The organism is Chryseobacterium sp. 22543 (assembly GCF_052044565.1).
Classification (GTDB): domain Bacteria; phylum Bacteroidota; class Bacteroidia; order Flavobacteriales; family Weeksellaceae; genus Chryseobacterium.
Map to the genome: position 1 here is coordinate 459,448 of NZ_JBQENH010000001.1, position 17,572 is coordinate 477,019.

The 17,572-nt window shown below is 37.3% G+C and carries 13 protein-coding genes; 3 read left to right on the top strand and 10 right to left on the bottom strand.

Features of this window, described 5'->3' with window-relative positions; translation table 11 throughout:
* Nucleotides 1-83: 83 nt before the first annotated feature.
* From ACTJIP_RS01950 to ACTJIP_RS01985, 8 genes are all read right to left on the bottom strand, one after another.
* Nucleotides 84-2,264: an outer membrane beta-barrel protein gene (locus ACTJIP_RS01950; protein WP_440704049.1), complete on the bottom strand. Its 2,181-nt coding sequence runs from the start codon at nt 2,262-2,264 to the stop codon at nt 84-86.
* A 381-nt stretch (nt 2,265-2,645) separates the two neighbouring features.
* Nucleotides 2,646-3,197, bottom strand: a complete 552-nt coding sequence (locus ACTJIP_RS01955) for a DUF2652 domain-containing protein (protein WP_047388034.1) — start codon at nt 3,195-3,197, stop codon at nt 2,646-2,648.
* Between the two features lie 59 nt (nt 3,198-3,256).
* Nucleotides 3,257-4,669 carry an efflux transporter outer membrane subunit gene (locus tag ACTJIP_RS01960; RefSeq protein ID WP_077418744.1) on the bottom strand — a complete coding sequence of 471 codons (1,413 nt, stop codon included), beginning with the start codon at nt 4,667-4,669 and terminating at the stop codon, nt 3,257-3,259.
* Between the two features lie 16 nt (nt 4,670-4,685).
* A complete protein-coding gene (locus tag ACTJIP_RS01965; protein WP_077418562.1) occupies nt 4,686-7,826 on the bottom strand; it encodes an efflux RND transporter permease subunit in 3,141 nt (1,046 codons plus the stop codon).
* A 9-nt stretch (nt 7,827-7,835) separates the two neighbouring features.
* The gene (locus ACTJIP_RS01970) at nt 7,836-8,981 is read right to left on the bottom strand and encodes an efflux RND transporter periplasmic adaptor subunit (protein ID WP_077418561.1); all 1,146 of its coding nucleotides are present in this window, start codon (nt 8,979-8,981) and stop codon (nt 7,836-7,838) included.
* A gap of 218 nt (nt 8,982-9,199) precedes the next feature.
* Complete coding sequence (locus ACTJIP_RS01975; protein WP_077418560.1) at nt 9,200-10,114, bottom strand: helix-turn-helix domain-containing protein; 915 nt, start codon at nt 10,112-10,114, stop codon at nt 9,200-9,202.
* 102 nt (nt 10,115-10,216) lie between these two features.
* The gene (locus ACTJIP_RS01980; RefSeq protein ID WP_440704050.1) at nt 10,217-10,963 is read right to left on the bottom strand and encodes a metallophosphoesterase; all 747 of its coding nucleotides are present in this window, start codon (nt 10,961-10,963) and stop codon (nt 10,217-10,219) included.
* A gap of 110 nt (nt 10,964-11,073) precedes the next feature.
* Nucleotides 11,074-12,462, bottom strand: a complete 1,389-nt coding sequence (locus ACTJIP_RS01985) for an MFS transporter (RefSeq protein ID WP_440704051.1) — start codon at nt 12,460-12,462, stop codon at nt 11,074-11,076.
* A gap of 144 nt (nt 12,463-12,606) precedes the next feature.
* Between ACTJIP_RS01985 and ACTJIP_RS01990 the strand changes: the two genes are divergently transcribed.
* Nucleotides 12,607-13,077 (top strand): Lrp/AsnC family transcriptional regulator, encoded by a 471-nt coding sequence (locus ACTJIP_RS01990; RefSeq protein WP_047388015.1) that lies wholly within the window; start codon nt 12,607-12,609, stop codon nt 13,075-13,077.
* 150 nt (nt 13,078-13,227) lie between these two features.
* Here ACTJIP_RS01990 and ACTJIP_RS01995 read toward each other — a convergent pair whose 3' ends face one another.
* Both ACTJIP_RS01995 and ACTJIP_RS02000 read right to left on the bottom strand, forming a co-directional pair.
* Nucleotides 13,228-13,743, bottom strand: coding sequence for a hypothetical protein (locus tag ACTJIP_RS01995; protein ID WP_440704052.1), 516 nt, complete (start codon nt 13,741-13,743; stop codon nt 13,228-13,230).
* Nucleotides 13,744-13,759: 16 nt separating this feature from the next.
* Nucleotides 13,760-14,812: a hypothetical protein gene (locus tag ACTJIP_RS02000; RefSeq protein ID WP_139348574.1), complete on the bottom strand. Its 1,053-nt coding sequence runs from the start codon at nt 14,810-14,812 to the stop codon at nt 13,760-13,762.
* Between the two features lie 454 nt (nt 14,813-15,266).
* On the opposite strand from ACTJIP_RS02000, the gene mnmE reads away from it, so the two are divergent.
* Nucleotides 15,267-16,652: a tRNA uridine-5-carboxymethylaminomethyl(34) synthesis GTPase MnmE gene (mnmE, locus tag ACTJIP_RS02005; RefSeq protein WP_440704053.1), complete on the top strand. Its 1,386-nt coding sequence runs from the start codon at nt 15,267-15,269 to the stop codon at nt 16,650-16,652.
* A 521-nt stretch (nt 16,653-17,173) separates the two neighbouring features.
* Nucleotides 17,174-17,524: a helix-turn-helix domain-containing protein gene (locus tag ACTJIP_RS02010; protein WP_440704054.1), complete on the top strand. Its 351-nt coding sequence runs from the start codon at nt 17,174-17,176 to the stop codon at nt 17,522-17,524.
* The last annotated feature ends 48 nt before the right edge of the window (nt 17,525-17,572 follow it).

A 17,572-nucleotide genomic window follows, 5' to 3' on the forward strand; every position in this document is an offset into this window, starting at 1 on the left:
ATCATTAAGCATAAATATTTCAGGAAAATAAAAAGCAGATTCCAATTGGGAACCTGCTTTCATCGATCTAACAAATATTATGATTATTTTCCACCGCCACCATTTTTCTCTACATCGGTTTTAGTATTTTCTTTTACCTTCTGGTTTCCGAAACGCTTTACAAACGTAAGAGAAACTCCGTACCAATCCCATTTTGAATACTCTCTGAAAGTCCCATCCTGGCTGTAAGTAGTGTTATCACCATAAGGTCTTTTGAAAATATTCATCAGCTGCATGCTCAGTTCCATCTGAGTTTTCGGGAATATTTTGGTGACTGAAATATTGTGGAATACGTTGGTATTATTCGCATATGAATTTCCATTGTTCTGATTGGCAAGTTCCACCCATGCACTCAGATTAATGTTTTTATTGAAAAGGTTGGTATAAGAAACATTCGCAGAGGCTCCCCAATAACTGATATAATCTTTGGCACCTAGTTTATTTTTCTCGTTAAAATCTTTATTATTAATGTAATACCATCCAAATCCGGCATTTACATTCAGTTTATTTTTCAGGAAGTTCTGATTGGTATTGGCAAAAAGGTAATATTTTTCAACTTTTCCATCAAAGTTCCCTGGTAGAGAAACTGTTCTTCCGTTTTCCGTTACATAAGTAGTCCAGTAATCCTGATTGGTGTGCATATATCTTGCGGAAAGAAAATACTTTTTCAAAATTCCGAATTTCAGATAAAGCCTGTCGTTGGGGTTTGGATTCAGATAAAGGTTTCCTCTGGAATACGTTCCATTAATTTCAGGCGTCACAAAAGGGTTAAATTCAGAATACCAAGGTCTCCAGATACTTCGGTTATAGGTAAGACTCAAATCAAATTTCTCTGAAAAATTATATTTCAGCAATAGATTGGGAAGAAAAGTTCCGTAAGAATCTCTTCTCTCTGTACCTGCCACATCCTGTCTCACTTTATAATCAATATATTCATATCGGATTCCGACTCTTGTTTCCAGTTTTTCGAAAAATGTTTTGCTATAATTGGCATATAAAGAGCTCAGATGATCTTCATAATGGAATCTGTCGTTTTGGGAAAGATTAGCGTATTCCGGTGTACCATTATCAATACTGAATCCATAGAGACTGTTAGGAATAACATGATTGTTCAATTCCGTTTTCCCTCCTACTTCCATCGTACCTCCTGTTTTACCAAAAGGTTGTGTATAATCTATTTTCAGATAATAATTACGCATCTGATTGGAACTGATAGACCCCAGCTGCTGATTGGTTATCACACCCTGCTTATTAATCTGCTTGTCAATCAAATTATCATTGTCATTACTGGAATAATTGGTTCCTAAATTAATATCTAAAATTCTATTTTTTTCTTTATCATAGTATTTATAGAAAGCATTAGTACCCAGATTACGGCTGAATCCCCAGTTATTTTGAATTTGGTGAAAAGATTCACCCGGATCTCCATCTTTTGTAGTCATCCCATCAGATTCTGCTGAAAGCAAATTCCTGTTCTGGGAATACTCCAGTACAAGTCCGAAATTATTTTTATCATTGATTTCAAACTCTGAAGTGGAAGAAAGAGATGGACTTTCATTTCTCATTACATTTTCCAGATTAAACTGAGTAAGTTTATTTTCAGCATAACGGTTATCCCATGTCTGATTCTTCTGCACATAAGTTCCGTCATTATAACTTCCAATAAGGGTTTGGGTAAATTTTTTCTTATGATAGTTGAGATTAAAATTTGTGTATTGTGAGTTTTTGGTACTTTGTCTGTTGTTGAAAGATATACTTCCTTTTAAACCTTCATCATCCCTTTTCTTTAAAACAATATTGATGACGGAACCTGACGTTTCATAACGTGAAGAAGGACTGGTAATCACTTCAATTTTCATCAGGTTATCGGCAGGAATTGTCTTAAGATATTCCTTTAATTCCTTCCCTGTAAAAACCGATTTTCTATCATTGATGTATACTGTAACCATCTGTCCTTCGGCTTTTACATCATCATTATTATCTATGCTTACCAAAGGAGTCATTCTAAGAACGTCCCATGTTGTATTTCCTGCCAGAATTGCACTGTTGGCTACATTAAATACAGTTCTGTCTACTTTAGATTCTACGGTCGGCTTTCTGGCAACCAGGGTAACCGCTTCTATTTCTTTTGTATTTCCTTTTACAGTATCCTTTGCTGCCGGGGCCTGCTGAGCCATTGCAAATGAACCTGCTAGTATCGCTATTGGAAATAAGATTACTTTCATGTGAAATTATAGTTTTTTCTATAAGACCATTATCTTCACAAGTTTGTTACATCAAAAAGTAAAAAAAATAAAATAAATCCTTAATTTCCAGCAAGATATCAACTGAAAATAGAAGCATAAACTGGAAAACAGTGAAAATTTTTCAATAAACAAACACAATATAAATCACTTCCATAATAAATATTCTTAAAAACATATTTTATCTGTAATTTAATTTTTATTAAAAAACTTTACAATTTGTCATTGATATGAGAGTCTTCATTATGAAAATAAGTTGTTCATTCATTCAATTTCTAAAAGTCTTACCAACAAAAAAGCCCGGATCTCACCCGGGCCGCTAGCAATAGCAAATTTACAAGGAATAATATTAAAAAATATATGCTAGTTTAAATTTTCAAAATAATGGATAACGCCTACTTCAGGCAGACGACGCGGATCCTTATTAAAATCCGACTCCTTATTTTTGCTGTTTTCCAGAAAAGAATTGCTGAAAAGAGCATAAGAAGGCTGTTCTGCCAGTCCGTTTTTCAAAAGCTGATGGGCTTCCACAATTGTTTTCCCATATAGTTTTCTGAAGTTTCCAATATTGTATTGTGAAAAAGATCCATAATGAACAATAAACTTGAGAGCCAGATCAATAGTAGTGCTTAAACTCTTACTCAGCTCCTCTATCTTTCTGTTGAAAGCACTTCTCATCTTCCACAGCATTTTTGAAATGCTCTGGTAAGACGGATTTTCATCATAACGGTAAAATAAAATGGCATCTCCCTCAATCTCGGAAATTTCAAAATACTGATCGTTCACATCAATCAGTGTAGACAATAGCTGTCTTACAATATACTCGCCTGTATACAATTTTGTATTGAACACAAATTCGGTAAATCCGCTGAAATCCGGAATTAAAATGATTCCCTCCTGTATATTTGTCTTCATAATGATAATGGATTAAAAACCTGCTTCATCATTACAGACGAAGCAGATTCAATTTTACTTTATTGCCACCCGCCTCCTACTGAGCGGTAAAGTGCTGTTATAGCATTCAGTCTCTGGGTTTTCAGAGAAGCCAGTTCCAGTTCTGCCTGAAGTTTATTCGATTGGGCAATGATCACCTCTACATAAGTTGCTGAATTATATTTAAATAACAGATCAGCTTTTTTCACCGCTTCACCGGATTTCACGGCCAGCCCTTCTGCAATTTTCTGCTGCTCTTCCAGTTTTTGAATTTGTACCAGTGCATCAGAAACTTCGGCTACCGCTTTTAAAACAGACTGTTTAAAGTTGATTTCCGCCTGATCAGCAACTACTTTAGACTGTTCATACTGCGTTTTCAACTGTTTTCCATTCAAAATAGGCTGTGCTACTGCTCCTGCCACCATTCCGAAAAGAGATCCCGGAACGCTGAACCATTTACTGATCTGGAAAGCATTTACACCACCCTGTGCTGTAATATTCAGTGACGGATACATACTCATTTTGGCAACGTGAATCGCTGCAGCGCTCTTTCTTACGTCAAGCTCAGCCGTTTTAATATCCGGTCTGTAGCTTAATAATTCTGACGGAACTCCCGCCGCAATATGATCCGGAGACTGTACATTGTTCAGGCTTGCACTTCTTTCAATTTTCCCGGGCATTGAACCCGTCAGCAGACTCAAAGCATTTTCCTGGGTTGTCACAGAACTTTCAATCACCGGAATTGATTTCAGAATCTGATCTTTTACAATTTCCTGCTGCTGTACTGCCAAAGCTGTTGTTAATCCCAGTTCCTGCTGTTTGATCAGAAACTTCAACGTATTATCAGCATATGCCAGATTGGATTTTGTAATTTCCAGCTGAGTATCCAGCATCAGCAGATTATAATATCCCTGCACTACAGCAGACACCACTTGTGTTTTTACCACCTTTGCTGCTTCCTGTGTTTTAAGATATTCTGCTAAAGCCTGCTCTTTTCTGCCTTTGATCTTACCCCAGATATCTGCTTCCCATGAAAAACTAAGAGAAGTTGTATAATCTTCCATATACCTTTTCCCCATGAACTGTCCGGCCATCATTCCATTCATACTGTTGTCTGAGGGACGGTTGATATTCGCATTGGCAGAAGCACCGATCGTCGGGATATTTCCCCATTTACTCTGAGTATACGCCAGGGAGGCAAATTCTATCTGCTTTAAAGCCACCTGAAGATCATTATTCTGTACCATCGCTTTATCAATCAAGCTTACCAGAACCGGATCTTTGAAAAAATCTTTGTAGCTGATCTTAGCAATATTTTCATTTTGCCCTGAAACAATACTATCATTTCTGAAAGCTTCGGGCATTTTAACCTCAGGCTGCTCATATTTCTGAACTTTACAGGAAATTGCCGTCCCTGAAATGAATGCGATATATGCTATATTTTTAATTTTCATTTTTAAATCATTTGAATTAATATTCCCAATCCGCATCTGTTACTACCTTTCCATTGATTCTCTCATGCAAAGCCTGGAATACCACAAAAAGAACAGGAACCACAAAAATTCCTAAGATCGTTCCGAAAAGCATCCCTGAAATGGCCGCATATCCAATGGAGTGATTACCCATTGCTGAAGGTCCTACCACAAAGATCAATGGCAGCAATCCGGTAATAAATGCCAGAGAGGTCATCAAAATAGGACGTAAACGTGCTTTTGCTCCTTCCACTGCAGATGCAATAAGACTTTTCCCTGCTCTACGTCTCTGAATAGCAAATTCCACAATCAGGATACCATTCTTCGCTAAAAGTCCAATCAACATAACGAGAGCAATCTGTACATAAATATTGTTAGACAGCTCCGCGAATGTAATTCCGACAAATACTCCTGAAAGTCCTACCGGAATAGCGATCAATACAGCTAATGGAAGGATATAACTTTCATATTGTGCGGATAAAAGGAAGAATACAAAAACGATACATAATCCGAAAATCATGACAGATTGCGAGCTTGAACCTGCTTCTTCACGGCTCATTCCTTTATAATCATAAGTATATCCCGGAGGAAGTACCTGCTTGCTCACTTCTTCAATGGCGGCCATCGCCTGCCCTGTACTGTATCCCGGAGCAGCCATTACCGTTAAGTTGGATGAGTTGAATAGATTGAAACGGTCTACCACTTCAGCTCCCGTTACCTGTTTAAGGCTTACCAATGTATTGATAGGAACCATCTGGCCTAAATTATTTTTAACGAAAATTCCGTTCAGGGATTCTTTATCCTGTCTTGTTTCCGGAGTAGACTGTACCAGAACCCTGTAATACTTTCCAAATCTGTTGAAATCTGAAGCCTGAATACTTCCGTAATATCCCTGCATTACTCCCAGTACTTCAGAAACATTCACTCCCAGCTGGGCAGACTTCACTTCATCTACAAGTACTTCAAACTGAGGATACGTAACATCGAAGGTGGTAAATGCTACCGCCACTTCCGGTCTCTGCATCAGGGCTCCCATCATTCCATAGGAGATATTTCCCAAATTCTGAAGTTCTCCGTTTGTACGGTCCTGAAGCACAAGCTCCATACCACTTGTATTTCCGAAACCGTCTACCGTTGGCGTATTGATCACAAGGAAATTGGCTCTTTTATCCTGAGAAAGCATACCCTGCGTCTGGCCTATAATGTCATTGATGTTATTCACAGCTCCTCTCTCGCCTCCTTTTTTTAATTTAACAAAAATAGAAGCTGCAGAAGATGACATGGAACCACTGAACAGGTTTAATCCGTCTACTGAAATTACTTTGTCCACAGCAGGATTTTTCATCAATAGGTCTTCCGTGTCGGAAACTACTTTTGAAGTTCTGTCCTTTGATGCTCCCGGAGCAAGGTTTGCTGTTACAATAATAAAACTCTGGTCTTCATCCGGAATAAATCCTTTAGGTGTTGTCATAGACATCCATGCAAACAATCCTCCGAAGGCCACAATGATGATCAGGGCCACCCATTTTCTTTTTAAAAGGAAGAGTACAGCTTTACCATATCGGAAAGTCAGCTTATTGAAGCTCGCATTGAATCCTGCAAAGAAACGGTCTTTGAAATTCATTTTTTCATGCGTTCCCGGATGGTGTTGTTTTAAGAATAAAGCACACAGCGCCGGGCTCAGTGTCAATGCATTGATTGCTGAAATCACAATTGCAATTGCTAACGTCAAGGCAAACTGCTGGTAAAACAATCCTGTGGAGCCACTCATAAAGGCTACCGGAACGAATACGGCAGACATGATCAACGTAATAGAAACAATAGCTCCTGTAATCTCACTCATTGCCGACATCGTGGCAGCTCTCGGATTCAGTTTTTTATGCTCCATCTTGGCGTGAACCGCTTCCACCACTACAATAGCGTCATCCACTACAATACCAATCGCCAATACCAGGGCAAACAGCGTAAGAATATTAATAGAGAATCCGAAAACCTTCATAAAGAAGAAAGTTCCTATAATAGATACCGGAACTGCAATGGCCGGAATCAGAGTGGAACGGAAATCCTGAAGGAAGATATACACCACAATGAATACCAGGATAAATGCTTCTATCAATGTATGAATCACCTGCTCTATGGATTGATCCAACGCTTCTTTTGTTGCGTATGGAATTTCATAATCCATTCCTTCCGGGAAAGATTTTTCCAACTCTTTCATTCTCTCCTGAAGAGCAATCTGCACTTCATTCGCATTAGATCCTGCCATCTGGAAGATCGCCATCGTTACGGAAGCTTTTTTATTATAATTGGAAGAAACCGTATAGCTGTATGCTCCGAATTCCACTTTGGCAATATCTTTTAGTTTTAAAACAGAACCGTCGTTCAATGCTTTGATGGTGATATTTTCATATTGCTCAGGCTCTGTAAACTTACCTTTATACCGAAGAACATATTCCATTACTTCTTTACTTCTCTCTCCTAATCTTCCTGGTGCTGCTTCCAGGTTTTGAGTCTGAATGGCACGGGAAACATCGGATGGGGTAAGATTGTATGAAGTCAGCTTATTCGGGTCAAGCCAGATACGCATAGAGTAATCTTTATTTCCATACACCATTGCATCTCCTACTCCTTTTACCCTTTTCAGCTCCGGAACGATGTTGATTTTCGCATAGTTTTCAAGGAAAAGGTCGTTCATTTTTCCATCTTTACTGGTCAGCGAAACCATCGCAATCATACTGTTCTGTCTTTTCACTGTTGTGATTCCCGCCTGAATTACCTCCGCAGGAAGCTGGTTGGTCACCTGCGCTACTCTGTTCTGCACATTAATCGCTGCCTGATCGGGATCTGTTCCCAGTTTGAAAATAACAGTAATGCTTAATGTTCCGTCATTACTTGCGGTAGAAGTAATATAGTCCATATTTTCCACTCCGTTGATAGCATTTTCCAAAGGTGGCGCTACCGACCTGGCAATCGTTTCAGCATTGGCTCCCGGATAAGCAGCGGTTACCATAACAGTAGGCGGTGCAATGTCAGGAAATTTGGTAATCGGAAGGCTTACCATCCCGACAATCCCCAGTATAACAAGCAATACGGAAATAACCGTTGCCAGTACGGGTCTTTTTATAATTTTCTTTAACATGATTTCTTCTTACGATTTTTTCTGTTGAGCATTTTTCTTTTGTGCCACGACAGGGGTTCCCGGCTGTAATCGGTCAAAGCCGCTGGTAATATATTCATCTCCTGCCTTAAGTCCTTTGGCTACAATGAAGTTATCGCCGGCTTTTCCATTCACTTCAATGGGAACCATTGCTGCTTTTCCACCCTTAATTGTGAACACAAACACTTTATCCTGAATAGTTCTGGTAGAAACAATAGGAAGTAAAACAACATTGCTGTAGAACTGATCCAATACAATTTTACCGGTATTTCCGCTTCTTAAAAGATTATTGGGATTGTTGAATTTTGCTCTTAATGTAATTGATCCGGTTGTCTTATTAAACTGTCCTTCTACGGCATCAATCTTTCCTTTTTCAGCATATTGCTCACCACCGGAAAGAAGTAATGATACTGCCGGAGTATTTTTGATCACTTCATCAATGTTGTTTCCTACATACTGTTTTTGGAAATTATTAAAATCATTTTCGCTCAAACTGAAATATGTATATACCTGATGAATATCTGACAATAAGGTAATCGGTTCCTGATTCCCCGGTGTCATCAAACTTCCCAAACGATAGTTGAATCTCCCGATAAATCCACTTACCGGAGCTTTGATGGTAGAGAAATTCATATTGATTTTAGCTGATTCAATAGTGGATGTAGATTGGCTTACGGCTCCTCTTGCTCCATTGTAAGCAGCTTCAGCTTCTTTTACCTGAATTTCTGAAACCATTTTATTTCTGAACAGTTCTTTTTTCCTGTCAAGATCAATTTTAGAAGTTGAAAGGGTGGCCTGAGCGGTGATCAAAGCTGCCTGAGCACTTTTCAGCTGCTCGCGAAAAACCTGATCTTCAATTTTGAATAACGGCTGCCCTGCTCTCACAAAGTCTCCTTCATCTACATAAATTTTACTTAAATATCCTGTTACCTGAGGTCTGATTTCCACATTGGAAACACCCTCTACAGATGCTGCATATTCTCTGGAAAGAGAGGCGTCTCCCTGGGTCACTTTTGCCACAGGTAATTCCGGTGCCTGCTGCTGATAGCCTTGGTTCTGATTATTTTTCCTACACCCCGTCAAAACGATCAGTGAGAGGAAAAGTAGGGTTGATTTTTGAATAAAAAATCTTTGCATAACAATAGTCCTTTTAAATTTTCCGGACAAAAATCGAACGAAAAAAATTCAATAGGATTATTCAAAAAACCTCTTGTTTTGTCAAAAAGACTCCTTATTTCAAAAAACATGAAAAATATCATCCATAGACAATATAAATGGTACTATTTGTTATTTTTAATCGAAATTATAGTTTAAATTTGGTAAAAAGACGTCTTAAAATCATAAATCACTCATTATCAATACAAATCATCCTTTCTGTATTCCAAAGGGGATCTTCCCACATGTTTTTTGAAAAACTTACTGAAAGACGCCTGATCTGAAAACTTTAATTGAGAGGCGACTTCTGCAATATTCAGGTTAGGATTTCTTAGCAGTAATCTGGCTTCTACCGCTAAAACCTGATGGATAATATCTCTTGGGGATTTGAACACCGTTTTATTAATGACTTTCGTAAGGTATTTACGGCTGATAAAAAGCTTATCGGCATAAAACTGCACGTTATGCTCTTCTTTGAAATGACGCTGAACCAGCGTGAAAAAGCTGGTCGTCAACTCATCTTCTCGATTGGTTACCTGATGAGGTTTTTCTGTTTTCTTGAAGTAATTATCAATTTCATAGATGACCAGCGAAAAATGATGCCAGATCATTTCATTAAAATAATAATTATCTTTTTCCTTATCATTCAACACTTTAAGTTCATCGAGATGGAAATTCAGTTTCCTGTACACATCAGATTCATTCCTGATGATATGAGTAGGATCTGACGAAAGGCTCTTCAGAACATTATTTGACTTATAATTAAAACCTGCGTCAGAAATAAAATTCAATGAAAAGAAAATATACTTAGCATCATAGTCTTCAGTAATTTCATCCAGCCAAAAAGTTTCTAACATCGGGCAAAAAACAATATCACCTTTGGAGACTTCATAGCTTTTGTCATCCAACCTGAATGTGACCCCGCCCTTCTGTATCATGAAAATGCAGAAATAATCTGAGCGGTAAGGAATATTTGGCTGTATAATATAATTAGCCTTATCAATTTCCATCACCACAAATTCCTTGATTCTAAGATCAAATTCCACCTGCTGCAACACTTCATCAAAAGCTAGCTGCGAAACAAAATCAGATTTTGGCTGGGATTTTTTAGACATTGGAAAGAAAATTAAGCACGAAGATAATTGAAAAAGGAAAAAGAGCCAAGAAGTAAAGAGAGCTAAGAAGGCAAATAATCGAATTTTACTTTTTATTGTTTCCTAAACAACAATCAGCAATTCTTTATCATATCCGTTGTATTTTTCATCAATATAGCCGTGAGGATTACAGATAATTTCTGTTTCTCCGATTTTATATCTGCACGGAGTATGAATATGCCCATGAATCCAGTATAGTGGCTGATAGTGCGTAATTAAATCTTCCAGATCAGAAGCATAGGCTGTTGTTAACGGATCCTCTTTGTAATATTCCGGAACAGATTGTATACTGGGTGCGTGATGGGTAATGACTGTATTTTTAAGTCCTTTTGAATCTTCAAGACTTTCCTTCAGCCATTGTTTTGAAAACTGATGGATTTTAAAGGTATCCAATGTCCTCATTTTGGAATAGGAAGGATCTCTCCTGATCATTTTATAGTCATTCATTTTGGGCTGGCAAAGCATTCCGTACTGAACCGGATTCCCAAAGATGGAAAAATCCGTCCATAAGATTGCACCGTGAAAACGAATACCGTCAATATCTGCAAATGAATTTTCCAGTACGTGAATATTAGAACTGAAGGCAGCTTCTTTGATCTTATTGAGTGTTTTTGGGTAGGCCCCTTTATAATATTCATGATTACCCAAAACATATATCACAGGTTTATTGGGAATTGCATTTTTAATCCATTCAATTCCTTTGGTTCCCAAATTGACATCACCTGCCAAAACAACAATATCAGAATGATCAAAACATAATTCCGTACTCCCAAACTCCCGGTGAAGATCACTGATGATCTGTATTTTCATGATGTTTAGTAAAAAACAAAGGTAATGAAGTGATGTGGAAAGACAAAAAAAGAACCGATACCTAAGCACCGATTCTTCGTCATATAGTTTGTGTATTTTTAGACTGCCTGTTATGAAACAACAACTTCTGCCTGCTTCACTTTTAAGCTTTTCAATATAAAATAAAACAACATTCCGAGCGCTATAAGAGCATAACTGATTAAAACAATCAGATTCAGACTTCCTACTGAAAACTCTGAAGGAAAGATCTGGCTCATTAACGTCATGAATGACAATCCAATCCCAGCTCCCAAAAAGTAACTTGTAGAGCTCAAACTTGATGCCAATCCGTAGTTTGAAGGTTCAACATCCTGGATTCCCATTACAGAAAGTGCGGTAAAACAAAATGTCATTCCTACCCCCGAAATACATGCTGCGCCTAATAAAACTACAGCTAGCGGGTGTCCGGTATAAACAGAGATCAACAGTGACAATCCTCCCATCAGCATAAACAACCATCCTAAAACTCCCATCTGGGATGAACTCAGACGTTTTGATATATGAGGCAGAATAAATTTAGCCGTCAGAGCAGATATGATACTGAACGGAACAAGCATTAATCCTGCAGAAGCAGCGCTATAACCCATATCTTTCTGAAGCATCAGTGAAATCAGGAATAAAAACCCGATAAAAAATGCTCCCAACGTAAAGAATACAGCATTGGAAACCACTAAAGATTGATGTCTGAATAATTTTAAATCAACTAAAGGTTCTGCAACAAATTTCAGTCGGTAATATACCATAACCAAAAGCAGTATTGCCAGAATCAAGGAGCCTACAACCATGAACGGCTGTTCTTTAATATGCACCAATTCATGGGTACCGTAAGTAAGACTTAAAAGCCCAAGCACCATTAATATTCCGGAAATCATATCTGTTTTCTGTGCGGTTTCATTTTTCTCATCTGCAGGCAGATAGAAATAAGAGAGCACAAGTGTTACCAGAAGAATAGGTACATTAATCAGGAAAACCCAGTGCCAGCTTAGGTAAGTACTGATAATTCCCCCTACCGAAAGGCCGCTTCCTGAACCGATTGCAGCAAATGAACTGAAAATTCCGATAGCATGGTTTCTTTCCTGTTCTCCTCTGAATGTATTGGTCACAATGGATAATGCAGAAGGCATCACCAATGCAGCTCCTAATCCCTGTAAAGCACGGAATATTGCCAGCACTTCAAAGTTTTGAGATAATCCTGCTCCCAATGAAGTGAGCATAAAAATCAGTGCTCCGAGTAAGAACATTTTCTTTCTTCCAATCTGATCTGAAAGCTTTCCACCAATAATCAGAAATCCTCCAAAGAACAATACATAAAGTGTCTGCAGCCACTGAACCGTTTCTGCTCCGATCTGAAACTGCTGTTGAATAGAAGGAATTGTTAAATTAATAATGGCAATATCCAAAGCCTCCACAAATGTTCCCACCGATGCTAAAATTAATATTACATTCTTCCTTTTATCCATATATTCAAATTTCCTGCAAAATTAAAATTTACAGAACGTATTTAAAAATTTAACCTTAAATTTGGAACAACATCAGGAATATTAAATATAATAAAGAACAATACTACTGATACACAATACAACAATCCATGAAAACAGAACAAAATGGCAACTGAAAATTATATCCCTGACGAAAAAGACTTGTCTATCCTGCGACTTCTTCAGAAAGATGCAAAAATGAGTGTCCGAGATATTTCGGCAAGAATCAATTTGAGTCCTACTCCTACGCATGAGCGTATTAAACGTATGGAAAAACAAGGAATCATTAAAGAATATACCGCTGTAGTAGACCGTAAAAAGGTCAATAAAGGAATGATGGTGATCTGTATGATCGCACTGAGTGTTCACAATAAGAAAACAGCGGGAAAATTCATTGAGGAAGTGGGCAAACTGAAGGAAGTTGTAGAGTTTTACAATATCAGCGGAGATTTTGATTTTATGCTGAAGATTCTTGCTCCCAATATGGATGAGTTCCATGAGTTTTTTGTGAACAAATTATCAGAAATTGAAGGAATTGGCCAGACCAAGAGTATTTTTGTGATGAACAGCATCAAGGAAAGTGCTCAGATTGTTTAAACTCAGAAATAAAAAAAAGAGGTTGTCCCAAAACTGCCACTCTGAATACAGACAGCCTGCAAATGCAATTCAGAAATGAGATTCTTCCTACGTCAGCATGACAAAAGCCAATAATTTAGCTTTTGAGACGACCTCTTTCTATTATTTTAATTATTTCCAGTAATTCCAGACTGATCCGTCAAATATTGCCAGTGTTTTGCTGGTTGTATCATAACAGATCATACCGGGATAAGGATTTTTTACGCTAAGATGCGGTGCTGCTACTTTTGGAAGAATCATTGCTTTATCCTGAGATTCAAGAACCAATACTCCATCAGCAGTACTTGCTGCCTCTCCCATAATCACTCCTTTACCTGTTTCTGCAGAATTATTAAGAATAACTGCACTTGAATTACCAGTATCTGATAAAGATTTCCAGGTATCATTTTCGAAGACTTTTACTTTATTATCCGTAACATCAAAGATCAGTGTTCCATTTACCAAAGTCCCTGTAGGAAGTCCGGATGTTGCAGGAAGAATCAAGCCTTTTGTATTTCCGGGAACATTATCAAAATCCAATACGGTACTGTTTCCATCTACCGTCTGTTTACCAATAGCTATCTGAGCAAAAAATGAGTTAAAAACGATCAGGGCAACGGCTATACTTATATTTCTTATATTTTTCATACTCTTAGTGGTTAGATTAATCATTACAGCTTTTTTGCACACATTTCCATTCTGTACCGTTATAAAGCTTTACGCATTTGTCCTGGATATCATATAAAAGCATTCCTTCTTTCGGATCGGCAATGGCATCATCAGATTGCGGTGTCTGGCTTACATGCTGAACTCTCGTCATGACAAAACCTTTATTTTTTGATTCCATGGCCAGGAATCCATTAGGTATATTTTCCGGCCAGGCATTATTTTTCTGCTGTACTGTAATCCCAAATTTCGTAAATCCATCAGGTGTTCCTGAAACCGCTGGTTTTGTACAGAACCCATCCAGGTCATCGATGATAACCGGAGCATTCCCACAACTTGTTTTATCTTCGGACAGTCCTTCAGGCCAAAGACCCGGACACATGGCTTTTGTTGCATTAGGACCGCAGAAGCTTGAATTCCCCATCCCTAATCCTGTAACAGATCCCATGGCAATTGTTACAATCTGACTATCATCACTAATAATAGAAGCTCCCCCACCCCCACTTACGTCTGCTTTTGCAATACAGTAAGCTTTTCCGGTAGGAATTCCAATATATTCAACAGAAGGATACGTTGTAGACTGCTGGGTAAATGTTCCGCAAATCTCTACAACACTGTTTGTTCCCATTTCAATAACTGAGGTTGTTCCAGGGTAAAATCCTCCAAAAGTTGGATCTTCCTGAACTACCGATCCTACAAGAGATAAGAAGGATTTGGTTCCTAATTTAATTTTTGAGTTTTTCTGAGATCCGAAAGTTCCTACTTTCACTGTTCCTGTAGATTTAACACTGGCTCCATCACCGATTTCCAGAACCCCATCAACCTGAATACTATTAGATTGAAGCTGCCCGGATTGAATGACAAGTGTTGCCCCATTCGGAATACTTATATTCGTACTTACACTAAGGCTGCCATTAAGACAATAGGTATTTCCACTGGTCATGGCCTGTCCTGTGTAAGGAATACACTGAGCATATGCTACAGCGCTGAAAAAGAGCATTAATAAAAAAATGACTTTTTTATTAATTTTAAAAAAAAATAATTTATTCATGTACATTTACAATATTTTAACAGATTATTATTGTTTAATTGGAAAATATTTAAATTTTCAACATCATCGACGGACTAAGAATCAATTAACATACCAAACAGGTGTTTAATTTTTTATAATCTTAAAATACTCATCAAAATCCATATTTAACAATCCTATCAAAACATTCACAAAACACTATATTAAAACACATTAAACCTTTAAAAAAGATTACAATTAAGAATTTTTTTATATTATTTAAAAGTTTAAATATTCTTTTTCATCCCTAATTAGGTGATGGAATAAAGAATCCTATTTTTACATGCAGCATCCTTATTCACAATACAAAATGATCAAAACCATGATTAATTTTATCTGGATTCACTCTTCTCTGTTTTTCATCCGAATACAACAATAGATAATCTGAATAACAGACGTCAGCGAAAATTCATATTAAAAACCGTAAATTTGCAGCATGAATAACGATACGATATGTGCACTGGCTACTGCCAATGGAATAGGTGCTTTAGGCATCATCCGGGTTTCAGGAAATGAAGCTTTATCTGTAGTTCAGAAAAGTTTTCCGGCAAAAAATCTGGAAAAACAGAAATCCCATACCATTCATTACGGTTATTTTATGGATGAGGAGGAAGCCATTGATGAAGTAATGCTTTCCATCTTTCTGGCACCAAAAAGTTTCACCACTGAAAACTCTGTGGAGATTGCATTTCACGGCTCGCCGCATATCGGAAAACGTATTCTTGAAACACTGATCAAAAACGGAGCGAGAATGGCCAAAGCAGGTGAATTTACACTTCGTGCTTTTATTAATGGAAGAATTGACCTTTCCCAGGCAGAAGCCATTGCTGATGTGATTGCCTCTGAAAATGAAGCTTCCAGAAAGGTAGCCATCAATCAACTGAAAGGAGGAATTACCAATGAAATCTCTGTATTAAGAACGGATCTTTTAAATTTCGTTTCCTTAATTGAACTGGAGCTTGATTTTGCGGAAGAAGATGTGGAATTTGCCGACAGAAGTGCCTTAAGTGGATTATTGGATAAAATTGAAGTCAAATTAAATTCGTTGATTGAAAGTTTCCAATACGGAAATGCCATTAAGAACGGAACAGCCGTTGCCATCATTGGAAAACCGAATGCCGGAAAGTCTACGCTGCTGAACTCCCTTTTGAAGGAAGAAAGAGCAATTGTAAGTAATATTGCAGGAACAACAAGAGATACGATTGAGGAAATTCTTCATATTAAAGGACATGCTTTCCGATTGATTGATACGGCAGGACTTCGTGAAACAGTGGACGAAATTGAAGCTATCGGGGTAAAAAAAGCAAAAGAAAAAGTAGAGAACGCCAATATTCTTGTTTATCTGACTGATGCTGCTACTGAAGATTTTTCGGAGGATATTGAAATGATTCAGTCGCTGCTGAGAGAAGATCTGAAGCTGATCATCTGTGCAACAAAAATTGACGAAGTTGTTCCTACAAAATATGAAACAGTAGAGAATATTTTCAGAAATGCCATTTCTCACGAATTTGATTTTATCAAAATCTCAGCTGTTGAAAATCAAAACATTCAGGATCTGAAAAATGAATTTTCATCTTATGTTGAACATTTAAAATCTGAAGAAAATAACGTTGTGATCACCAACCAACGTCACTTTGAAGCCCTTAGAAAGTCTCTGGAAGCAGTTCATAAGGTAAAAGAAGCTATTTCCTCCCAGATTTCTACAGAATTACTGGCTTATGAGCTTAGAAACGCCCTGGAACATCTTGGAGAAATTTCCGGAGAGGTTACTAATGATGAGGTGCTGGGGAATATTTTTTCTAAGTTTTGTATCGGGAAATAAAATTATCAAACTACTGATAATCAGTAAGTTATATTTTTAAAGTTATTTATATAACATATTGATTTAATGAAACTTATGTAATTTTGAAGTTTCTAATGCTACAATTTTTGTCCCTTTTCTTGTCCCTTTGGTATAAAATCACAAAAATTTGAGCAAAAGAAAATAGAATGGTTATAGAATCCTTGGTCTAAAATAGTCTAATGATTATTAAATGATCTTTAAAGAGGATAATGGATTCTATAGACCCTTATTTTGGAGAAATCATTAATTTTTGACATCCAATGCTTGATGATTTATAAAAATTGTAATCAATCTAAAATCCTATTTAATTTGAATGAATCCCTATAAAAAATTAAATTTTCAATTATTTTTTCTCAGATAAACCTCTTCTTTGAGATAGATTTTGCATCAGTTTAAAACGCATTGACCCTGAATAGAAGGAGTATAATGACATTCCCAAATGCCATTATTGAAGCCTGTGGCCTAAAAAAGAATTCTTCTGGACGTAAAAGAATCTGATCATGAGCTCGAATATCAGAATTGAAAAAGTCTGCCAATATTGTGGTGCAAAATTTATAGCCAAAACAACCGTTACCCGATATTGCAGTCATACCTGCAATAAAAAAGCTTATAAACTCGAACAAAGAAATACAAAAATAAGCCATGCCAGGTATAAAGCACGCAATATTGAAGAACGACAGTACCCACCAGTACCCCATCCGGTATACCTCACGGCAAAGGAAACTTCTGCCATATTAAAATGCAGTACAAAAATGGTGTATTTTTTAATCAGTAGCGGCCGCCTGAAAGCCATCAACCTATCTGTGAGAAAAACAAGAATTAATGTATTAGATCTGGCACTAATTTATTAGAATCAATAGCCTCCAAAATAGATCAAAATTGACTTCATAATATTTTTG

Bases quoted from the DNA above. Each gene is read 5' to 3' on its own strand.
- ACTJIP_RS01950 (WP_440704049.1), bottom strand. From the start codon at position 2,264: ATGAAAGTAATCTTATTTCCAATAGCGATACTAGCAGGTTCATTTGCA.
- ACTJIP_RS01955 (WP_047388034.1), bottom strand. From the start codon at position 3,197: ATGAAGACAAATATACAGGAGGGAATCATTTTAATTCCGGATTTCAGC.
- ACTJIP_RS01960 (WP_077418744.1), bottom strand. From the start codon at position 4,669: ATGAAAATTAAAAATATAGCATATATCGCATTCATTTCAGGGACGGCA.
- ACTJIP_RS01965 (WP_077418562.1), bottom strand. From the start codon at position 7,826: ATGTTAAAGAAAATTATAAAAAGACCCGTACTGGCAACGGTTATTTCC.
- ACTJIP_RS01970 (WP_077418561.1), bottom strand. From the start codon at position 8,981: ATGCAAAGATTTTTTATTCAAAAATCAACCCTACTTTTCCTCTCACTG.
- ACTJIP_RS01975 (WP_077418560.1), bottom strand. From the start codon at position 10,114: ATGTCTAAAAAATCCCAGCCAAAATCTGATTTTGTTTCGCAGCTAGCT.
- ACTJIP_RS01980 (WP_440704050.1), bottom strand. From the start codon at position 10,963: ATGAAAATACAGATCATCAGTGATCTTCACCGGGAGTTTGGGAGTACG.
- ACTJIP_RS01985 (WP_440704051.1), bottom strand. From the start codon at position 12,462: ATGGATAAAAGGAAGAATGTAATATTAATTTTAGCATCGGTGGGAACA.
- ACTJIP_RS01990 (WP_047388015.1), top strand. From the start codon at position 12,607: ATGGCAACTGAAAATTATATCCCTGACGAAAAAGACTTGTCTATCCTG.
- ACTJIP_RS01995 (WP_440704052.1), bottom strand. From the start codon at position 13,743: ATGAAAAATATAAGAAATATAAGTATAGCCGTTGCCCTGATCGTTTTT.
- ACTJIP_RS02000 (WP_139348574.1), bottom strand. From the start codon at position 14,812: ATGAATAAATTATTTTTTTTTAAAATTAATAAAAAAGTCATTTTTTTA.
- mnmE (WP_440704053.1), top strand. From the start codon at position 15,267: ATGAATAACGATACGATATGTGCACTGGCTACTGCCAATGGAATAGGT.
- ACTJIP_RS02010 (WP_440704054.1), top strand. From the start codon at position 17,174: ATGAGCTCGAATATCAGAATTGAAAAAGTCTGCCAATATTGTGGTGCA.